The organism is Rossellomorea sp. LJF3 (assembly GCF_037046045.1).
Classification (GTDB): domain Bacteria; phylum Bacillota; class Bacilli; order Bacillales; family Bacillaceae_B; genus Rossellomorea.
Genome location: NZ_JBANLY010000007.1, coordinates 38,798 through 57,613 on the forward strand (window position 1 = coordinate 38,798; position 18,816 = coordinate 57,613).

12 protein-coding genes, 1 pseudogene and 1 riboswitch are annotated in these 18,816 nt (G+C 44.9%); of the genes and pseudogenes, 10 read left to right on the plus strand and 3 right to left on the minus strand.

Going from position 1 to position 18,816, the window contains the following annotated elements; genetic code table 11:
• Window positions 1-9 precede the first annotated feature (9 nt).
• On the minus strand, window positions 10-2,169 hold the full coding sequence (gene bglX / locus V8G47_RS08915; RefSeq protein WP_336199795.1) for a beta-glucosidase BglX: 2,160 nt from the start codon (window positions 2,167-2,169) through the stop codon (window positions 10-12).
• Between the two features lie 366 nt (window positions 2,170-2,535).
• Here bglX and V8G47_RS08920 point away from each other — a divergent pair, with 366 nt between their 5' ends.
• The 8 genes and pseudogenes from V8G47_RS08920 (at window position 2,536) to V8G47_RS08955 (ending at window position 9,952) form a co-directional block, all read left to right on the plus strand.
• A complete protein-coding gene (locus tag V8G47_RS08920; protein ID WP_336199797.1) occupies window positions 2,536-3,771 on the plus strand; it encodes a sugar ABC transporter substrate-binding protein in 1,236 nt (411 codons plus the stop codon).
• A gap of 116 nt (window positions 3,772-3,887) precedes the next feature.
• Window positions 3,888-4,790 (plus strand): carbohydrate ABC transporter permease, encoded by a 903-nt coding sequence (locus V8G47_RS08925; protein WP_336199798.1) that lies wholly within the window; start codon window positions 3,888-3,890, stop codon window positions 4,788-4,790.
• 32 nt (window positions 4,791-4,822) lie between these two features.
• Window positions 4,823-5,653 (plus strand): carbohydrate ABC transporter permease, encoded by an 831-nt coding sequence (locus V8G47_RS08930; protein ID WP_336199799.1) that lies wholly within the window; start codon window positions 4,823-4,825, stop codon window positions 5,651-5,653.
• Between the two features lie 86 nt (window positions 5,654-5,739).
• Window positions 5,740-5,941: pseudogene (locus V8G47_RS08935) on the plus strand (alpha-amylase family glycosyl hydrolase); the annotation flags it as partial.
• Window positions 5,942-6,101: 160 nt separating this feature from the next.
• A complete protein-coding gene (locus V8G47_RS08940) occupies window positions 6,102-7,091 on the plus strand; it encodes a LacI family DNA-binding transcriptional regulator (protein ID WP_336199800.1) in 990 nt (329 codons plus the stop codon).
• 185 nt (window positions 7,092-7,276) lie between these two features.
• A riboswitch (SAM riboswitch) is annotated at window positions 7,277-7,382 on the plus strand.
• 69 nt (window positions 7,383-7,451) lie between these two features.
• Window positions 7,452-8,465 carry a methionine ABC transporter ATP-binding protein gene (locus tag V8G47_RS08945; RefSeq protein ID WP_336199801.1) on the plus strand — a complete coding sequence of 338 codons (1,014 nt, stop codon included), beginning with the start codon at window positions 7,452-7,454 and terminating at the stop codon, window positions 8,463-8,465.
• The gene (locus V8G47_RS08950) at window positions 8,455-9,120 is read left to right on the plus strand and encodes a methionine ABC transporter permease (protein ID WP_079533249.1); all 666 of its coding nucleotides are present in this window, start codon (window positions 8,455-8,457) and stop codon (window positions 9,118-9,120) included. Before V8G47_RS08945 ends, V8G47_RS08950 begins: the two co-directional genes overlap by 11 nt.
• Before the next feature lie 16 nt (window positions 9,121-9,136).
• A complete protein-coding gene (locus V8G47_RS08955) occupies window positions 9,137-9,952 on the plus strand; it encodes a MetQ/NlpA family ABC transporter substrate-binding protein (RefSeq protein WP_336199802.1) in 816 nt (271 codons plus the stop codon).
• A gap of 105 nt (window positions 9,953-10,057) precedes the next feature.
• Here the strand turns inward: V8G47_RS08955 and V8G47_RS08960 are convergent, their stop codons facing one another.
• Complete coding sequence (locus V8G47_RS08960; protein WP_336199803.1) at window positions 10,058-11,212, minus strand: SEC-C metal-binding domain-containing protein; 1,155 nt, start codon at window positions 11,210-11,212, stop codon at window positions 10,058-10,060.
• 199 nt (window positions 11,213-11,411) lie between these two features.
• On the opposite strand from V8G47_RS08960, the gene V8G47_RS08965 reads away from it, so the two are divergent.
• Window positions 11,412-11,852 (plus strand): VanZ family protein, encoded by a 441-nt coding sequence (locus V8G47_RS08965; RefSeq protein ID WP_336199804.1) that lies wholly within the window; start codon window positions 11,412-11,414, stop codon window positions 11,850-11,852.
• Window positions 11,853-12,278: 426 nt separating this feature from the next.
• On the plus strand, window positions 12,279-17,528 hold the full coding sequence (locus V8G47_RS08970) for a 5'-nucleotidase C-terminal domain-containing protein (RefSeq protein WP_336199909.1): 5,250 nt from the start codon (window positions 12,279-12,281) through the stop codon (window positions 17,526-17,528).
• Between the two features lie 57 nt (window positions 17,529-17,585).
• Here the strand turns inward: V8G47_RS08970 and trhO are convergent, their stop codons facing one another.
• A complete protein-coding gene (gene trhO, locus V8G47_RS08975) occupies window positions 17,586-18,551 on the minus strand; it encodes an oxygen-dependent tRNA uridine(34) hydroxylase TrhO (RefSeq protein WP_336199805.1) in 966 nt (321 codons plus the stop codon).
• Window positions 18,552-18,816 lie beyond the last annotated feature (265 nt).

Consider the following 18,816-nt stretch of genomic DNA (forward strand, 5'->3'; position numbering starts at 1 on the left):
TCGATTCTTCTATTTTGTCAGTGTGAATGTTTTCTCCGTGACGTCTTTGCTGTTTCTACCGATAAAAGCGATGAACGTACCCGGATCGCTTTTATATTGAAGGTCAGAATGATGATACCTTAATTGCTCTTCCGAAATCGTAAACGTAACATTTGTCGTTTCTCCCGGCTTCAGGCTGATTTTTTTGAAATCCTTCAATTCTTTTACAGGGCGAATCACTTCTCCGCTGTGATCCCGGATATAGAGCTGTACGACTTCCTCACCTGCAACTGTACCGTCATTCTTTACCTGAATGGAAATATCGAGGGAGTCTGCTTCGCTCATCGTTTCCCGGGATAGAGTCACGCCGGAATAGGTGAAAGTGGTGTAGCTTAAGCCGAAACCGAATGGCAGCAGCGGATCGTTCGGGATGTCGAGATAGTGTGATACATACCGTTCCTGTGCATCGGGTGCCCCTTGAGGTCTGCCTGTATTGAAATGGTTATAATAAACAGGCACCTGGCCGACATGATAAGGGAAGGACATGGTTAAACGTCCTGAAGGATTCACGTCTCCATATAATAAATCGGCTATGGCATTCCCGCCTTCCGTACCTGGATACCAGGCTTCCAGCACGGCGTCTGTTTCGTCCAAAACTCCGTGTAAGTCAAGGGGGCGTCCGTTGAACAGAACGGCAACCATCGGCTTATCCAGTGATTTCAGATGCCCGATGAGTTGTAATTGAGCAGAAGGGAGCTGGATATTCGCTCTGCACCCGGCTTCACCGCTCATTTCCGAATCTTCCCCTAAGGCCAATACGATCACATCCGCGTCACGGGCGGCTTTCACTGCTTCCTTCACCTGGGCGTCTGTGATGCTTTCGATGTCACAGCCTTTGGCGACAGTCAGTTCGGTGGTTTTCTTCAGGATTCCCTCTTTCACTGTGACGGCTTCCTCCCTTGAACCAAGCCACGACCATGGCCCCAATATGTCCCCGTTCTCTGCAAACGGGCCAATGAGGGACACTTTCTGCACCTTATGAAGAGGGAGGATCTGTTCATTCTTCAATAGGACGGAAGATTTGGCAGCAAGCTCCCGAGCGGCGTTTCGATGTTCTGCGCTCATGACGACTTCAGCTTCACGCTCCACGTTTGCCCCGCGATACGGATTTTCAAACAGTCCCAGCTTTTGCTTCAGCTGTAAGATTCGTAGAACGGCTTCATCAATAAGTGACTCGTCCACCATTTTTTCCTCTACAAGCTCTTTCAAGTGGCTTACATAAGCGGTGGTCATCATTTCAATATCCAGACCGGCCGTAATCGCCTTCAATGCCGCTTCCTTTTCGTTCTCCGCCACTCCATGTGGGATCATTTCCTTCACGGCTCCCCAATCAGAAATGAGCACACCGTCAAATCCCATCTCTTTCCGGAGGAGGTCCCGCATCAACCGTTTGTTTCCGGTTGCAGGGATGCCGAAGACGGTGTTGAAGGCTGTCATCACCATTTCGCAGCCTTCATCCAAGGCAGCCTGGTAGGCAGGCAGATAATTCTCACGAAGCTCTCTTTCAGACATATCGACGGTATTATAATCACGTCCGCCTTCTGGTGCGCCGTAAGCAGCAAAGTGCTTCACACATGCCGCCACCCGTTCGACTTCCGTAGTCAATTCCTGACCTTGGAAACCGCGGACGAAGGCCCGCGCGAATTCACTATTCAGAAAAGGATCTTCTCCCGTTGATTCCATCACTCTTCCCCAACGAGGATCCCGGACAAGATCGACCATCGGGGCAAACGTGACATGAACACCTGAAACGGAAGCTTCCTTTGCTGCAATCGCCGCGCTTTTCTCCGTCAATTCCAGATCCCAGGAACAGCCGATGGCGAGTGGGACAGGGAAAATCGTCTTGAATCCATGGACGATATCGGACATGAATAATAGGGGGATCCCCAGCCGGTTTTCTTCCAGGTGCGTGCGCTGGATGTTGATGATTTCTTTTGCTCCCGATGCTCCGAGGACGGAACCGCTGTTTTGAACGACTTCTCCGGTCACACCCATTTCAGCCATAGGTCCTGTGATTTGTCCCTGTTCTTTCGCTCCTTTGAAAAAAGGGGTGGCCAACTGCATAAGCTGGGCGATTTTTTCATCCAATGTCATTTGTTTCAATAGTGAAAGCAGCTTGTTTTCGCTCATTGATAGACCCTCCGTATGACGATTCATTTGTATATTTTTTAATTTTTAGTGAAACGTTTCGATAAACAATTGAGTTGAATTATAAGCGGGTTTCAGCGGGTAGTCAACCCGTCCATTCTTATCCATAAACTACCTTTCATTGCTTCATATCGTTATTTTACTGGAGTTATAGGTGCCTTTGTCTGGATGGGGATAGGTTGAATTAAGTTATTTCTAAAAAAGTGTTGAAAGCGTATTCACGTTTGATTATAATATAGTCATCGAAACGTTTCAATAACTTGAATGATTTTTCATAACAGAAGAATTCATTCAATGCGCTCTATCATTATTAAAGGTGTCAAATCAAATGGGAATGGAGATGGGGAAATGAAAAAGAAAATGTGGTCCTTACTACTAATCGGTATTCTGGCTTTATCCACGATTCTTACCGCCTGCGGAGGCAATGGTGAGTCGAAGGATGGAAAGAAAGAAATCACCGTGTGGGCGATGGGTGAAGAAGGTAAGAAGCTGAAGGAAATGGCTTCGAAGTTTGAAGAAGAAAACAAAGATATCTCTGTCAAGATCCAAGCGATCCCTTGGGGGAATGCTCATGATAAGCTGCTTACGGCAGTAGCTTCCGGGAATGGACCTGATGTCCTTCAACTAGGGACAACATGGGTGCCGGAATTTGCAGATGCAGGCGCGCTACTTGATTTGACTCCATATTTGAAAGATTATCCGGAATTCAAGCCGGAAAACTTCTTTGAAGGTTCCGTCACATCCATGAAGTATGATGATAAAGTCATTGGAGTTCCATGGTATATCGATACACGCGTACTATACTACCGTACAGATCTATTGAAAGAAGTCGGGTACGACAAGGCTCCTGCTACATGGGATGAATTGAAGGATGCCGCCGGTAAGCTGAATGATCGAGGCGACGATGTATATGGTCTTGATATCGACCGCAATGACCAGATCACACCATTCATTTTTGCATGGCAGAATGGGTACGAATTTGAAGGCAAAGATAAGATGAACTTCGATTCTCCTGAATTCAAAGAGGCGATTGAGTATTATACAGATTTCTTCGAGGAAGGAATCAGTCCTACAACAGAAGGGATCGATATCGTACAGGCATTTAAAGATGGCGTGAAACCAATGTTCTTCAGCGGTCCATGGATGATCAATATCATCAACGATCAGGCACCTGATTTGAAGGATAAGTGGGCAGTAGCGGTAATGCCGAAGAAAGAAACGAATACATCAAGCATGGGCGGTTCCAATCTTTCTGTCTTCCATAATTCTGAGAATGTGGACGAATCCCTGAAATTCATTTCCTATATGAATGAAGTGGACACTCAAATGGAATGGCTGGACGTATCCAATACCCTTCCTTCACGCGTCGATGCATGGGAGAAACCTAAGTTAAAAGAAGATCCGATGCTGTCTGTCTTCGGTCAACAACTGGAAGATACTAAAGCATCACCGCAAATCAAGGAATTTGAAGTGATTGCACAGGAGTTCCTATCTACCATCGAGAAAATCACGGTCGGTGGAGCCGATGTGGACAAAGAGCTTGAGAAATTCAACAAGAAAGCAAATGAAATCGTAGAGAAGTAAGAGAGACTAAATAAATATAACTGACGCTGGCATAAGAATAAAATGGAGTTACAGGTGTACAGCCTGAACTCCATTTTTAACATCACTTTGTGTCAGGTTTAGATAGGTGGGATATCATGAGCAATGGATGGAAAAACAGTATGAGCAAAAATAAGCATCCCTATGTGTTTATTGCTCCTGCAGTGATCATTTTAACTGTTTTCAGTATTGTTCCTATTATAGTAGCTTTTTTGATCAGTTTCACAGACCTTGATTTAAAAGGGCTGGCCGACTGGTCGAATGTCAGCTTCATCGGCATGGACAACTACTCAGCGTTACTTTCAGATGAATTGTTCCATAAGTCGATCTTCAACACTTTGTTCTATGTGGTCATTGGTGTTCCTCTTGTCATTGTTTTCTCATTAGGGATCGCTTTGCTGCTGAATTATGGGACAAGTAAACTGTTTACCGTATTCCGCGGGGTATACTACATGCCTTCGATCACCAACATCATTGCCGTTGCCGTGATATGGGGGTTCTTATACAATACCGAATACGGATTATTTAACTACTTACTGTCTTTACTGGATGTCGAGAAGATTCCTTGGTTAGGAGAGCCAACGATCGCCAAGTTATCGTTGATTGTGTTAGCCGTATGGAAAGGGATCGGGATCAATATGATCATTTTCCTTGCAGCCCTGCAGGGAATTCCAAAGTCCTATTACGAAGCGGCGGAGATGGATGGGGCGAACCGTTGGCAGGTATTGAAGAATGTGACGATCCCGCTACTGCGCTACGCCACGTTTTTCGTCACGGTCACGACGCTGATCGGATGGCTGCAGTTCTTCGAGGAGCCATTCGTCATGACGAACGGTGGACCACTTGATGGAACGATTTCAATGGCGTTATTCATCTATCAACGAGGATTCCAGTTCAGTGAATTTGGATATGCAGCCGCAGGCTCATTCATCCTGTTTGTCATCATCATTATCATCACGCTTCTTCAATTTAAGTTAAGAAAATCTGATACAGAATATTAAGAACGAAACTATACAGTATCGGGGCTGAATATATGAAAACCAAAACGACGAAAAGTAAAGCAGAAAAGCTGGTGATCATCCTCTTGCTGACACTCGGCGGAATCATTGTTTCCGTGCCATTCATTTGGATGATCTCAAGCTCGTTCAAGCCTGAAAGTGAAGTGCTTCAAATACCGCCAAGCTTGATACCGGAAAATCCGACGCTTGAAAACTACGTGAATTTATTTGAAAGCATGAATTTCGGAGTGTATTTACGGAACACGCTTGTCATTGTGTTATTTTCCTTTGTCGGCCTATTTTTTAATGCCATGGCCGGGTATGGGTTTGCGAAATATCAATTTAAAGGCAGGGAGAAAATCTTCTATATCGTGCTAGCCACGATGATGATTCCTGCACAGGTGACGATGATCCCTGTCTATTTGATCCTGAATGAAATGGGACTGACGAATACGATGACGGGGATTGTGCTGCCGGGACTGGCCGCGGCCTTCAGTATTTTCTTATTCAGGCAGTTCATGACGACGATCCCGACTGACCTGATCGAAGCAGCCAGACTCGACGGAGCAGGGGAATTCTATATTTTCTTCCGCTTGATCGTACCGATTGCCAAGCCGATCTTCGCCGTGCAGGGGATCCTCACGTTTATCGGTGCGTGGAACAGTTTCTTATGGCCGTTGATCATCGCCAACGATGAAAGTCTTTACACATTATCGGTCGGGCTTTCCCTGCTGCAGGGTCAATATGCCAACAATTTCGGCCTGCAAATGGCGGGTGCAGCCTTCATGGTTGTGCCGATCATCATCATCTTCTCCTTCTTCCAGAAATACATCGTCGAAGGGTTTACGATGTCAGGCATCAAGTAATGAATGGTAGAAGTGTACCAGGTACAGTGCTATATGAATGTACCTGGTACATTTCTTTGAATGAAAAAGGTTTATGAATAAGAGTATTGAGTGAGTGGCAGACATCCCTGTTTCAGAAGGGATGGTACAGTTTATACTGGAATAATCACGATCAGTCCCGTATCGTATCCAGGTGGGGGGAACGACCAGGAATACCGGATCGAATCCGCCAAGATGCTTGCAACGGTCCTCCACATGATGCAGGGCACACCCTTTATTTATCAAGGGGAAGAAATCGGGATGAAGAACAGTGATCGACCGACAGACATCAACTTCCTGCGTCCCTATGAAGCGATTGTCTATTTGTTAGGAAAATAACCCAATACTTGAAGCGCTTTCATGTATAATGAACAGAAGAAATCAGTCAAAAAGGATGCCTTCATTTATAGAAGCAATAGGATGTGAACTTATGGCAACCATCAAAGATGTGGCTAAGCTTTCCGGAGTCGCTGTTTCGACCGCTTCTTATGCCTTGAACAACAGTAAGAAAGTCAGTGAAGAAACACGACAGAAAGTGTTAGCGGCAGCCAAACAATTGAATTACCAAAAAAACGGGCTTGCTTCCGATTTGAAGCGGACAAGCACGAATACCATCGCCTTGATCCTGAGCGATCTATCAGGACCTTACTATTCTGAACTCATCAAGGGCGTACAGGATGTGACCTCCACGAACGGATATGATTTGATCGCCTGCAGTTCCATCGGGGGAGCACAGTCCACCGCCGTGAAATTTTTAAAAGAAAAAAGGGTCGATGGCGTCATCATCCTTGCTCATAATATCGATGACGGGACCATCCTGGAATCGGCAAGGGAAGGCTTTCCGATCGTGGTCCTGGACCGGAGCCTCAAAAGCGATTACGTCACCCAGATCGAAGTCGATAATGTTCACGGAGCGTTCGTGGCAACGGAACACTTGATTGAGAGTGGGAGCCGTGACATCGCGTTTATCAGCGGACCTTACAACTCCCATGATAACGAGCTTCGTTTCCAGGGTTACCGTGAAGCTTTGGACAAACACGGGATCGACTATAAGTCGAAATGGAAAGTATCCGGGGGCTTCACCCGAGAAGGGGGCTACCAGGCGACCAAAATGCTGATCGCGCAACGGGATGTCCCACAGGCCATTTTCTATGCAAACGATGAGATGGCCATCGGCGGCTTGCAGGCACTGAACGAAAAAAACATTTCTGTTCCAGGGGATATTTCCATCATTGGCTTTGACGACATCCAACTGTCAGAATACGTGTCCCCGCCACTGACAACCATGCGGCAGCCGAAATATGAAGCGGGTGCGCTTGCCGTTCACCTGATCTTTCAGATGCTCTTGAAGGAAGAGGTCGATTCGTATTACAAACTCACAACGGAGCTGATAGAGAGGGATTCGGTGAAAAGTCGTTGACTGAGTGGAAGAACTTGACCTTTCCTGCATGGGAGAGGTCGTTTTTTTGTATGTTAAAAATCTTTCGTTGCTGCGGCAGTAAAGATAACGCTTACATAAAAATACTCCCGAAATCCACTATTGACTTCCCGTCCCATACCCAGTATTATCCTCTATAAGATAAATTTTTGAAAATTACATACATTCAATTATCCAGAGTGACCGAGGGATCAGGCCCTATGACGTCCGGCAACCTCCAGTATTGGAACGGTGCTAATTCCTGCAGGATGATTTCATTCTGAGAGATAAGTCGAGATAAACAGGCGATGCTTCTTTCAGTTGAAAGAGGCATTTTTTATTGGAGAAAAAGGGGTGTGCACATTGATCGAGATTCGGAATCTAGTAAAAACGTACAAAACGAAAAAGCAAACGGTGGTCGGTGTCGACAACGTCTCTGTCACCATCAAAAAAGGGGAGATCTTCGGGATCGTTGGATACAGCGGAGCGGGGAAGAGCTCACTCATTCGCTGCCTGAATCTATTAGAAACCCCGACATCAGGGGAAATCATCATCGATGGACAGGATTTTACGAAGCTCACATCCAAGGAGTTAAGACTTGCCCGGCAAAAAACGAGCATGATCTTCCAGCACTTTCACCTGATCAAATCGAAGACGGTGTTTGATAATCTCGCCTTTGCTCTGAAAGCGGCACATGTACCGAAAGCGAACATCAAACCAAGGGTCGTCGAGCTCCTGGAGATGGTCGGCCTCTCAGACAAAGCCGACGCCTACCCGGCCCAGCTCAGCGGGGGACAAAAGCAGAGAGTCGGGATCGCAAGGGCGCTTGCCAACAACCCATCGGTATTACTGTGTGATGAAGCGACGTCGGCCCTCGATCCGAATACAACGAAATCGATCTTGAAACTTTTGAAAAAAATCAACAAGGAACTGGGCTTGACGATCGTGCTCATCACCCACGAAATGGAAGTGGTGAAGGAAATCTGCGACAGGATGGCCGTGATGCAGGAAGGGAAGATCGTGGAGGAAGGTCCCGTGTATGATCTGTTTGCCGAACCAAAACAGGCTTTGACGAAGCAGTTCATCGAAACGATTCTCCAATTCGAACTGCCGCAGCACCTGGTAGAATCGAGAAAAGGGAAGCTCATCAAGATTCAATTCAAAGGATCCATCGCCGAGGAAAGCGTCGTATCAGAGGTGTTTCAGCGCTACAAGGTGCGGGGGAATATCCTCCATGGCAAGATCGAATATATTCAGGATGTCCCACTCGGGATCTTCATTATGGAGCTGATAGGATCAGCTGATGAAATCGAAGCGGCGATCCGTTATATCACGGCGAAGACGCAAAGCCTGGAGGTGCTGGAGGATGCTGCCTGATTCATTGACTTCTATATTGCCAGAATTGAATAAAGCCTTTTTTGAAACGGTGTATATGGTGGGGATTTCACTGGCTGTAGCGATCATAGTGGGACTGCCGTTGGGGATTCTTCTATTCGTCACAGACAAGGGACTGTTCCTGCAAAATAGTTTCATTAAAAAAGTCGTCGGATTCGTGGTGAACATGGTCCGTTCTGTTCCATTCATTATTCTATTAGTCGCACTCTTACCCTTAACCAAACTATTGACCGGGACAACGATCGGACCGACAGCGGCATCCGTATCACTCTCGGTAGCGGGCATTCCGTTTTTTGCGAGAATGGTAGAAACGTCCCTCAGGGAGATTGATAAAGGCGTCATCGAAGCCTCGGTTTCCGTTGGGGCGAGTCCATGGATGATCATCAAGGACGTGCTGTTACCGGAAGCGCGGCCTGCCGTCATTCAGGCGATTACGATTACAACGATCAGTTTAGTCGCCTATTCTGCCATGGCCGGCATTGTAGGCGGAGGAGGAGTCGGTGACCTGGCGATTCGCTTCGGATATTACAGGTACGATAACACGGTGATGATCACCACCGTCGTCATTCTGATTTGTTTGGTTCAGCTCATCCAATATACGGGTGATGTGTTTGCAAGACTGGTGGATAAACGATAAATAGGGGGAACAACAAGTGAAAAAGTGGATTCTAGTAGCAGCATTAGGATTAACAGTGAGCTTACTGGCTGCCTGCGGCGGAGAAGAGGCAAGCTCGGAAGACAAAAAAGAAGTAACCATCGGAGCCACATCAGGTCCATACAGTGATATGGTGACCAAAGCAATCAAGCCTGGTCTTGAAGAAAAAGGCTATAAGGTTGAAGTGAAGGAATTCAGTGATTACATACAGCCGAACAACGCACTCTCAGAAGGGGACCTGGATGCAAACCTGTTCCAGCACAAAATCTACATGGAAACCTTCGCGAAGCAACATAATATGGATTTATCTGAAGTGATTGTCGTACCGACGGCGCCGATGGGGATCTACTCACAGAAGTTCAATTCCATCAAGGACATCAAAGAAGGCAGTGCCATCGCGATCCCGAATGATCCGACGAACGCCGCACGTGCCTTTCAAATCCTGGAAGATGCCAAGCTGATCACGTTGAAGCCGGACACAGATCCATTGACCGTATCCGAAAAAGACATTGATGAAAACGTGAAAAACCTGCAGTTCAAACCGATCGAAGCGGCACAGCTTCCAAGGGCTGTCGACAGTGTCGATCTATCAGCAGTACCTGGGAACTATGCACTGGCAGCGGACATGGACCTTCTCGATGCCCTGCAACTGGAGGACATGCCTGACCAATACCGAAACCGAGTAGTCATGAACACAAAAGACGTTGACTCACAACTCGCCAAAGACATCAAAGCAGTCGTCGAAGCAAACCAATTCGAAAAAACCATCGACAAAGAATTCAAAGGCTTCGGCAAACCGGAGTGGATGGAGTAGAGGGACGGAGTAGAGGGACGGACCTCCATTTTCACCGTAATCAAATAGCAGAACGTGATAGGGACGGGCTTCCGCATGAAAATGCGGAGGTCCGTCCCTCAACTATTATAGGCAGCACTTCTTATATTTCTTTCCGCTTCCGCACGGGCAGGGGTCGTTGCGTCCGACTTTGTCTCCTATTTGGACGGGTTGAGTTACGAGGAGTGGTTGCTCATCCAATGAATGCTTTTCCACTTCTTCGATGAAACTCTTCCACTGTGAAAGCTTCGGGTGATCGATCCCATTCATGACGCAGTTCACGTATAGGGATTCTTCGAGACAAAGCATGTTTTCATCATAGCCTCCTTCGATGAGTGCTTCGATTTTGGGAATCGCCTCAGCTGATAACTGCTGACATAAATAATCAGCGATCAGTGTTTTAGCGGTAAGGTCATCTGTTTGATCAAATAATCGTAACAGTGCTTGTTCCGCCTCTACGCTCTTTATTCTGCCTAATACATCCAGGGTATAGAAATAGGTGTTACCATATAGAGCTACTTTTTCAACCTCACGCACCACCTGATCTGTCCCTATCTTCACCAGGGCATTGGCCACTTCCTCCAACAGCAGATCTTCTGCTTCCTCATTTTTGAAAAGGTTCACCAACTGCGGGATTACGCTCTCTTCGCGGATTTCCCCAGCCATATATACCGTGTATACTAGATTGAAGCCGTCCAGCTCATCTTCCTCAATCTGTACTTCCCAGCCTTTTATTTCGCCTTTCTTAACCAGCTCGTGAACGATCCTTTTCCCTTGGTCAAAATACACCTGGTCATACTCATTACTATTCAAGTAAAACATGATGTCAGCAAGCTCCATGAATAATTCCTCATCTTTTAAATCAGGAAGCTTCGCGATTTTCTTCAGTTGTCCTTCATCTATAAAAGGCTTTACTTCATCTCTGTATGAAATCAGTAAATCTGTATCGGCATTCGCAATTAATTGAATGTAGAAGAGTACGTCGGCATCCTTTTTACTCAGTCTATTCAACCGATTGACTACCTTCTTCATCCCTTCCTCATTCAACGGCATGTACATTAAGTAAGGAAGAATAGGCGAAGAGTATTCCGAAACCTGTCCCCGGTCATTGGCTTTTAACCCGGTTAAAAATGTATCACCATCAACCAAATAGGAACCTTCCAACATCTCAATCGCATACCTCTGCACAAACGGGTCCTCACTCAAAAAATAAGGCTCGACCCTCTCAACAAAACGGTTCATCCAACCATCCTTTATCATCGTATTTCCTTCAGTGTAATGGGTGGGAGGGGAAAAGGGAAGAGGGACGGACCTCTACATACAAGCAGCTTCGATTCGAATGCAACGAATACATGAAGAGGCTGACCCAGAGGGAACGTTACCGTTGACTTTTATACGAGTCCCCTAATGGCAATAATGGTAACGAAGGAGAGGATCACTGATGAAAACGGCGGCAATAGTCACATACATGGGAATACTATTTTGTTTAACCTGTACCGAAAATATCCACAACTTACTCAACTACTATGATTTGAGATTTCAATGGACAGGTCAACCTGACTTTAAACCGTTTTTCAACCTTACAGACTATCCATTTAGCAGCCCGGGATATTTACGACAAAAAGCGGGTCATGCTTTTTGTTTCTTTTGGCTGGCTGCTTTTTTTCATTGGATATTTAAAAGGCTGAATACAGTATTTTTATTTTCTGTTGCGTACGCATCTTTTACTGAAATCGCACAATTATTTTTTTCCAGGACAGGTTGTTTATTAGACGTGTGTTATGACAGTGTGGGAATACTATTATTTATTTTTATAGGTAAAAGTCTTCATTATATGGACAGGTCAAAATCCAAATGGCAGTCAAATTCTACACATCATTAAAGATATCCTGTAGGGACGGGTATCCCTCCTTTTCGACATGTTTCTTTAAGAAAATATGAATCTATTGTCCCATTTTTGTAAATTTTTATATAATTCAATAATCCTCGACAAAAAAATGATATATTTATAGAGTGCTTGGTTTACATTTTTCAACAGAATATGAACTAAGTGTAATAAAAAAGCGGGGGTGTTTGGAAATAGGTAGATTTTAATGATTATGTTTCGTAAATCTACGTATTTTTGGCATGAATCGAACTTTCCAGGGGAAACAACTATCCAATAAAGTAAGCGCTTACAAAACCTTAGAAGGTATTGGTGCCATAGACAAAGGGACTAGGACAGGTTTTTGAAATAGGCGAATGAATAGATACATAGGCTTATTTCGCAGGTGGAACAACAATTTGAGGAGGAACCAGTTTGAAGGTAATGAAGAAACAGTTGTTCATATTAACAACAATTTTAGCCATGCTTGTAAGTTATATTGTTCCGATGAGTTCAACGGCTTCTGCAGCAGACTATTTAACTGTCCAGGAAGCGATCGCGAACAATAGTGGTACAGGTACCGTTACGGGGTATATTGTAGCTCACACAAAAGCTACTAACAGTTATGATTTTGAAGCTCCTTTCGCAGGAGATACAAATTATGCCATTGCAGATAGTCCGGATGAGACGGATCCTTCTAAGATTCTTCCGGTCCAACTTCCATCTGCTTTCAGAGCGGAATTCGGTCTGCTAACAAACCCGGAGATCATAGGAAAAAAAGTCATTATTACTGGAAGTCTGGAAGATTACTTTAGCGTTCCGGGAATGAAATCTCCTACTACCATGACTTTTGAAGGGGAAGAACCTGATGAGCCTGCACCATATGATGGCATTGAAGGTTTGAGGATCCACGATATCCAAGGGGAAGCACATACATCACCATATAATTCAGAAAAGGTAAAAGGCGTAGAGGGGATCGTCACTCACGTCGTGGATGCCAGCAATTTCTACATGCAAGATGCCCAAGCAGATGATAATGATAAAACATCAGAAGCAATACTTGTCTATAAGCCGGCTCATGGAGTGAAGCTTGGTGATAAAGTGGCTGTTGATGGTCAGGTGAAAGAATGGGTACTGGATGGATATGACGAAAAATTACAAACAGACCTTGCGATGACCGAATTAAACGCACAGTATGGGAATGTGATCGTTGCTTCAGGTAACAATGACCTCCCGGCAGCGCTTGTGATGGGAGAAGGTGTAAATCCTCCTACAAACGTGGTCGATAACGATCAATTCGGGGAATTTGATCCTGAACAGGACGGAATCGATTTTTACGAAAGCCTTGAAGGAATGCGTGTTTCACTTGATCATCCAACTGTGACAGGCCCACAGAAATATGGGGAAGTCCCAGTCATTACTGAACAAGTGGAAGGAAAGGCATATACGAAAGAAGGAGCACCATTATTAACAAAAGAAAACCAAAATCCTGAAAGAATGTTCCTACTATTGGATAACCGAGATTTTGTTACGAAAACAGGTGACCAGTTTAATGGATCAGTAACAGGGGTTGTCAGTTACAGCTTCAGTAACTTTAAACTACTCGTAAAAGAAGAGAGTCTGCCGGAATTAACAGAGCGTGACTACACTCCGGAAGTGACAACAATCGAAAAAGCAGATGATAAATTAACGGTTGCAGGCTACAACATTGAAAACTTTGCAGCATCCGATACAGCGAAGCGGGATAAGCTTGCAAAATCAATGGTTGAAAATCTGAAATCTCCTGACATTATCGGTCTAGTGGAAGTATTGGATGAAAGTGGAACCACGGATGATGGGGTAGTGAAGGCGGATGCTAATTATAAAGCACTGAGTGACGCCATTGCTGGTTTCGGCGGACCTACCTATTCATGGACAGAAATCGCTCCGCAGGATAAAGAAGATGGCGGAGTGCCTGGAGGGAATATCCGGGTAGGATTCCTCTATAATCCAGATCGTGTGTCATTGGCTGAAGGCACAAAAGGGGATGCTACAACAGCTGTTGCATATGAAAACGGCTCCTTGACATTGAATCCGGGAAGAATCGATCCGACGAATCCAGCATTCGATGACAGCCGCAAGCCGTTGGCTGCACAGTTCAACTTTAAAGGCGAAGACGTTATCGTCGTGAACAATCACTTCAACTCTAAAGGTGGAGATCAACCCATTTTCGGTAAAAATCAGCCACCTGTACTGAAAAGTGAAGAGCAACGTCTACAAATCGCTGAAATTGTGAATTCATTCGTATCTGATATTGAGAAAAAGAATGAAGACGCTAACGTGGTCGTAATGGGAGACTTAAACGACTTTGAATTCTCCGCTCCTTTACAAAAGCTTAAAGGAGAAGAATTGACAAACCTTGTTGAAACCCTTCCTGCAAGCGAGCGATACACGTATACGTACCAAGGAAATGCACAGGTATTGGATCATATGCTGGTTTCCAATCGCCTTGCTGCAGGTGCAGAATATGATATCGTCAATATCAACTCACCATATATGGAAGAACATGGACGGGCAAGCGATCATGATGCCTATATCGGGCAATTTGACTTATCAGCTGACAGTCAAGACGGGTTTAACCTTTCCATTATGCATACGAACGATACGCACGCACACGTGGAGGGTTATCCTAAACTCTTTACAGCGGTGAACGAAGTCCGTTCTGAAAAGGAAAACGCTCTATTATTAGACGCGGGTGATGTCTTCTCCGGAACACTTTACTTCCGTCAATATAAGGGTCTTGCAGATCTGTGGTTCATGAACGAGCTTGGCTATGATGCCATGACATTTGGTAATCACGAATTTGACAAAGACTCCAAGACGCTTGCAGACTTCATTAAAGAAATGAACTTCCCAATGGTATCTTCCAATGTATCGGTTGCTGGCGATACAGATTTAGAGCCACTTGTGAAGGATGAAATCGGTACTCCGGGTGAAGGTGGAAACATCTACCCTGCCATGATCAAAGAAGTAGACGGTGAAAAAGTAGGGATTTTTGGATTGACCACTCCTGATACAGCATTCATCTCAAATCCAGGAGAGCATATTTCTTTTGAAAATCCTGCTGAAAAAGCAACCTCAACAATTGAAATGCTGAAAAATGAAGGAGTCAATAAGATCATTGCCCTGTCTCATCTGGGCTATGCTCAAGATTTGGAACTGGCTGAAGCGGTCAATGGTATCGACGTAATTGTCGGAGGACATTCCCATACCGTATTGGAAGAGCCGGTTGTCATCGATAAAGAAGAGCCGACTGTAATCGTACAGGCTGGGGAATACTTGAACCTGCTTGGTTTATTGGATGTCACATTCAATGATGACGGTGTTGTCACGAATCAATCAGGTGAAGTGCTTGACCTTGGAAATTATGAAGCAGATGCGGATGCTCTTGCAAAAGTGGAGGAATTCAAAGCTCCTCTGGAAGAATTAAAGAGTGAAGTAGTCGGACGCTCAGAAGTAGCTCTGAATGGAGAACGTGCCGATGTCCGCAGAAAAGAAACCAACCTGGGTAATTTAATTGCTGATGGAATGGTTGCAAGAGCCAATGAGTCAGTAGAAACGTATATTGGACTTCAAAATGGCGGCGGAATCCGTGCCTCGATCGATGCAGGGGACATCACGCTTGGAGAAGTATTAACGACAATGCCTTTCGGAAATCAACTTGTGACCCTTGATTTGACTGGTCAAGAAATTAAAGACGCCCTTGAACACAGTGTATCAAGAGTGGAAGGCCAGGATGCACCAGGTGAATTCCTACAAGTATCAGGAATCAAATACAAGTATGACGTTAACAAGCCTGCCGGGGAACGGGTATGGTACCTGGAAGTGAAAACAAGCAATGGATATGAAAAAATTGACCCTAAAAAAACGTACTCTGTTGCCACCAACGCATTTACTGCAAATGGCGGAGACGGATATACGATGTTCAAAGAAGCAAAAGAAGAAGGCCGTCAAACGGAATTGTTTGTAGCCGACTTTGAAGTATTCACTTCATATCTTGAAAAGAATAATCCTGTTTCGCCAGAAGTGGAAGGGCGCATCGTCCAAGAAGCAGCTCCTGAAGAAAATACAGATTTCAATTTATCCATCATGCACACGAACGATACCCATGCCCACGTGGAGGGATATCCGCGCTTATTCACAGCAGTTAAGGAAGTTCGTGCAGAGAAAGAAAATTCTCTTCTATTGGACGCAGGGGATGTGTTCTCTGGAACACTTTACTTCCGTCAATACTCAGGTCTGGCAGATTTATGGTTCATGAATCAGTTGGGTTATGATGCTATGACTCTAGGAAACCATGAATTTGATAAAGACTCTAAGACATTGGCAAATTTCATTAAAGAAATGAACTTCCCGATGGTTTCTTCAAATATTCAGATGACAGGAGACTCTGACCTGGAGCCGTTGAAGAAAAATGAGGTCGGGACTCCGGGTGAAGGAGGGAACATCTACCCTGCCATCATTAAAGAAGTGGACGGAGAAAAAGTAGGGATCTTCGGACTGACAACTCCTGAAACTGAGTTTCTTTCAAGTCCTGGAGAAAATATCGAATTTGAAGATGCTGCAGAAAAATCAGCTGCTACAATCGACATGCTTAAAGGGGAAGGTGTAAACAAGATCATCGTTCTTTCTCATCTTGGTTACTCACATGACCTGGAACTTGCTGAAGCAGTTGATGGAATTGACGTCATTGTCGGAGGCCACTCCCATACTGTATTGGATGAGCCTGTAGTCATTGATAAAGAAGAACCTACTATCATCGTTCAAGCCGGTGAGTATTTAAACCTTCTTGGTTTGTTGGACGTCACTTTTGATGCTGAAGGTGTTGTAACCAGCCATGACGGTAAGGTACTTGATCTTGAGCAATATGATGAAGACGCTGAAGCGCTTGCGAAAGTAAATGAATTCAAGGCACCTTTGGAAGAAATTAAAAACGAAGTCGTAGGTAAAACGAAGGTAGCTCTAAACGGTGAACGTGCAGACGTCCGTACGAAAGAAACCAATTTAGGGAATCTGATTGCAGACGCTATGGTAGAAAAGGCGAATGAATCAGTTAAGACCCATATCGGACTTCAAAACGGCGGCGGTATCCGTGCTTCCATCGATAAAGGGAAAATTACGTTAGGTGAAGTGTTAACGACGATGCCGTTCGGTAATAATCTCGTGACACTGGACTTAACTGGACAAGAACTTCTGGATGCTCTCGAGCACAGCGTAAGTGGCGTTGAAACCGGAGAAGGACGTTTCCTTCAAGTATCTGGAATCAACTTTAAGTACGACATCAACAAACCGGTTGGAGAGCGTGTATGGTCTGTTGAAGTGAAAACGGATAAAGGGTTCAAAGAAATTGACCCTGAAAAGATGTACACAGTTGCCACCAATGCCTTTACAGCAGATGGCGGAGACGGTTACAGCATGTTTAAAACGGCTAAAGACGAAGGTCGGATGACAGAGTTATTCAAAGTGGATTATGAAGTATTCACTGACTATTTAGCTAAACATAAAAATGTCTCTCCAAAAGTTGAAGGCAGAATCATTCAAGAGGAACAACAAGATGAACCTGGTGATGGTGACTGGCAAGATGATTTCTTCGACTTTATCAAGAAATTGAAAAACTGGTTATGTACATTATTCGGATTATGCGGTAGACCGTAATTCGGTAAAAAGACAAAAAAGCACTGGCTGAGTCCTCAGCCAGTGCTTTTTCACTATTTAGATTGTAGCCGTTTCCTTCTCCCGCTCAATCACTGCCAAACGCTCTGCCACTTCTTCCTCCGTCAAACCATGTTCCATAACATAGCGGTTTTCAGGGCTCGTGCGGCACTCATGTGAGCAGCTTCTCATATATTTATGCTCATTTTCTTCAGAGCAAAGGATCTTTCGGTTACAAGGCGGGTGTGCACAGTTGACGTAGCGCTCACAAGGCTCGCCTGTGTAGAAATCTTTCCCTACAACAACGTGCTCGGTCTGATTGACAGGAACACCGATGCGCTCGTCGAACACATAAAGCTGACCGTCCCATAGTTGACCTTTTACTTCAGGGTCCTTTCCATAGGTAGCGATTCCGCCGTGCAGCTGGGCCACATTCTCAAAGCCCTCTTTCACTAACCAGCCTGAGAATTTTTCGCAGCGGATCCCACCTGTACAATAGGTGATGATCTTCTTGCCTTCAAGTTTATCTTTATTATCGCGGACCCAGTTCGGAAGATCGCGGAAGTTTTTGATATCCGGCTTCACGGCTCCTCTGAAGTGTCCAAGTTCATATTCATAGTCGTTACGTGCATCAAGAAGAATCGTATCTTCCTGCTGGATTTGTTCAAAGAAATCCTTTGGTTCAAGGTATTCACCGGTAACCTCATTCGGATTCACATCATCTTCAAGACGAAGTGTCACAAGCTCTGGACGGTGCTTCACTTTCAATTTCTTGAACGCATGCTCGTCTGCTTCGTCGATCTTGAATACAGTATCCTTGAAATGTGGATCCTGTCTCATCGCTTCCATATAAGCATCAGTCTGTTCGATCGTACCGGAACATGTCCCGTTGATTCCTTCAGACGAAATCAGGATACGTCCCATAAGGCCGATGTCCGCACATAGTTGTTTGTGCTGAGCAGTGACTTCCTCCGGGTTCTCAATGTCTACATAGTTGTAATACAGTAGTACTCGATAATCTTTCATGTTTATTTCCACCTATCGATATATATTTGCAAGATATAATCTTAGGATTCAGTTCCTTATTACTCTTACGATGTACTATTATAACAAATTTTTACGAAATTGCATCATATGAGAGTGAGAAACACTGGGGATTGTGAGGAAATCGTGGTGAAAATTGGTATTGGAGAGTGTGGTTTTGGACGAGCTGGTGGGATATGTGCCGTTTTCACGATTTACGTGCCGTTCCTCGGATTTACATGCCATATCCCAAGTTTATCTGCTGAAA

Excerpts from the sequence above, each read along its gene's own strand:
- V8G47_RS08930 (WP_336199799.1), top strand. The coding sequence starts at position 4,823 with ATGAAAACCAAAACGACGAAAAGTAAAGCAGAAAAGCTGGTGATCATC.
- trhO (WP_336199805.1), bottom strand. The coding sequence starts at position 18,551 with ATGAAAGATTATCGAGTACTACTGTATTACAACTATGTAGACATTGAG.
- bglX (WP_336199795.1), bottom strand. The coding sequence starts at position 2,169 with ATGAGCGAAAACAAGCTGCTTTCACTATTGAAACAAATGACATTGGAT.
- V8G47_RS08965 (WP_336199804.1), top strand. The coding sequence starts at position 11,412 with ATGAAAACGGCGGCAATAGTCACATACATGGGAATACTATTTTGTTTA.
- V8G47_RS08925 (WP_336199798.1), top strand. The coding sequence starts at position 3,888 with ATGAGCAATGGATGGAAAAACAGTATGAGCAAAAATAAGCATCCCTAT.
- V8G47_RS08950 (WP_079533249.1), top strand. The coding sequence starts at position 8,455 with ATGCTGCCTGATTCATTGACTTCTATATTGCCAGAATTGAATAAAGCC.
- V8G47_RS08960 (WP_336199803.1), bottom strand. The coding sequence starts at position 11,212 with ATGAACCGTTTTGTTGAGAGGGTCGAGCCTTATTTTTTGAGTGAGGAC.
- V8G47_RS08920 (WP_336199797.1), top strand. The coding sequence starts at position 2,536 with ATGAAAAAGAAAATGTGGTCCTTACTACTAATCGGTATTCTGGCTTTA.
- V8G47_RS08940 (WP_336199800.1), top strand. The coding sequence starts at position 6,102 with ATGGCAACCATCAAAGATGTGGCTAAGCTTTCCGGAGTCGCTGTTTCG.
- V8G47_RS08970 (WP_336199909.1), top strand. The coding sequence starts at position 12,279 with ATGAAGAAACAGTTGTTCATATTAACAACAATTTTAGCCATGCTTGTA.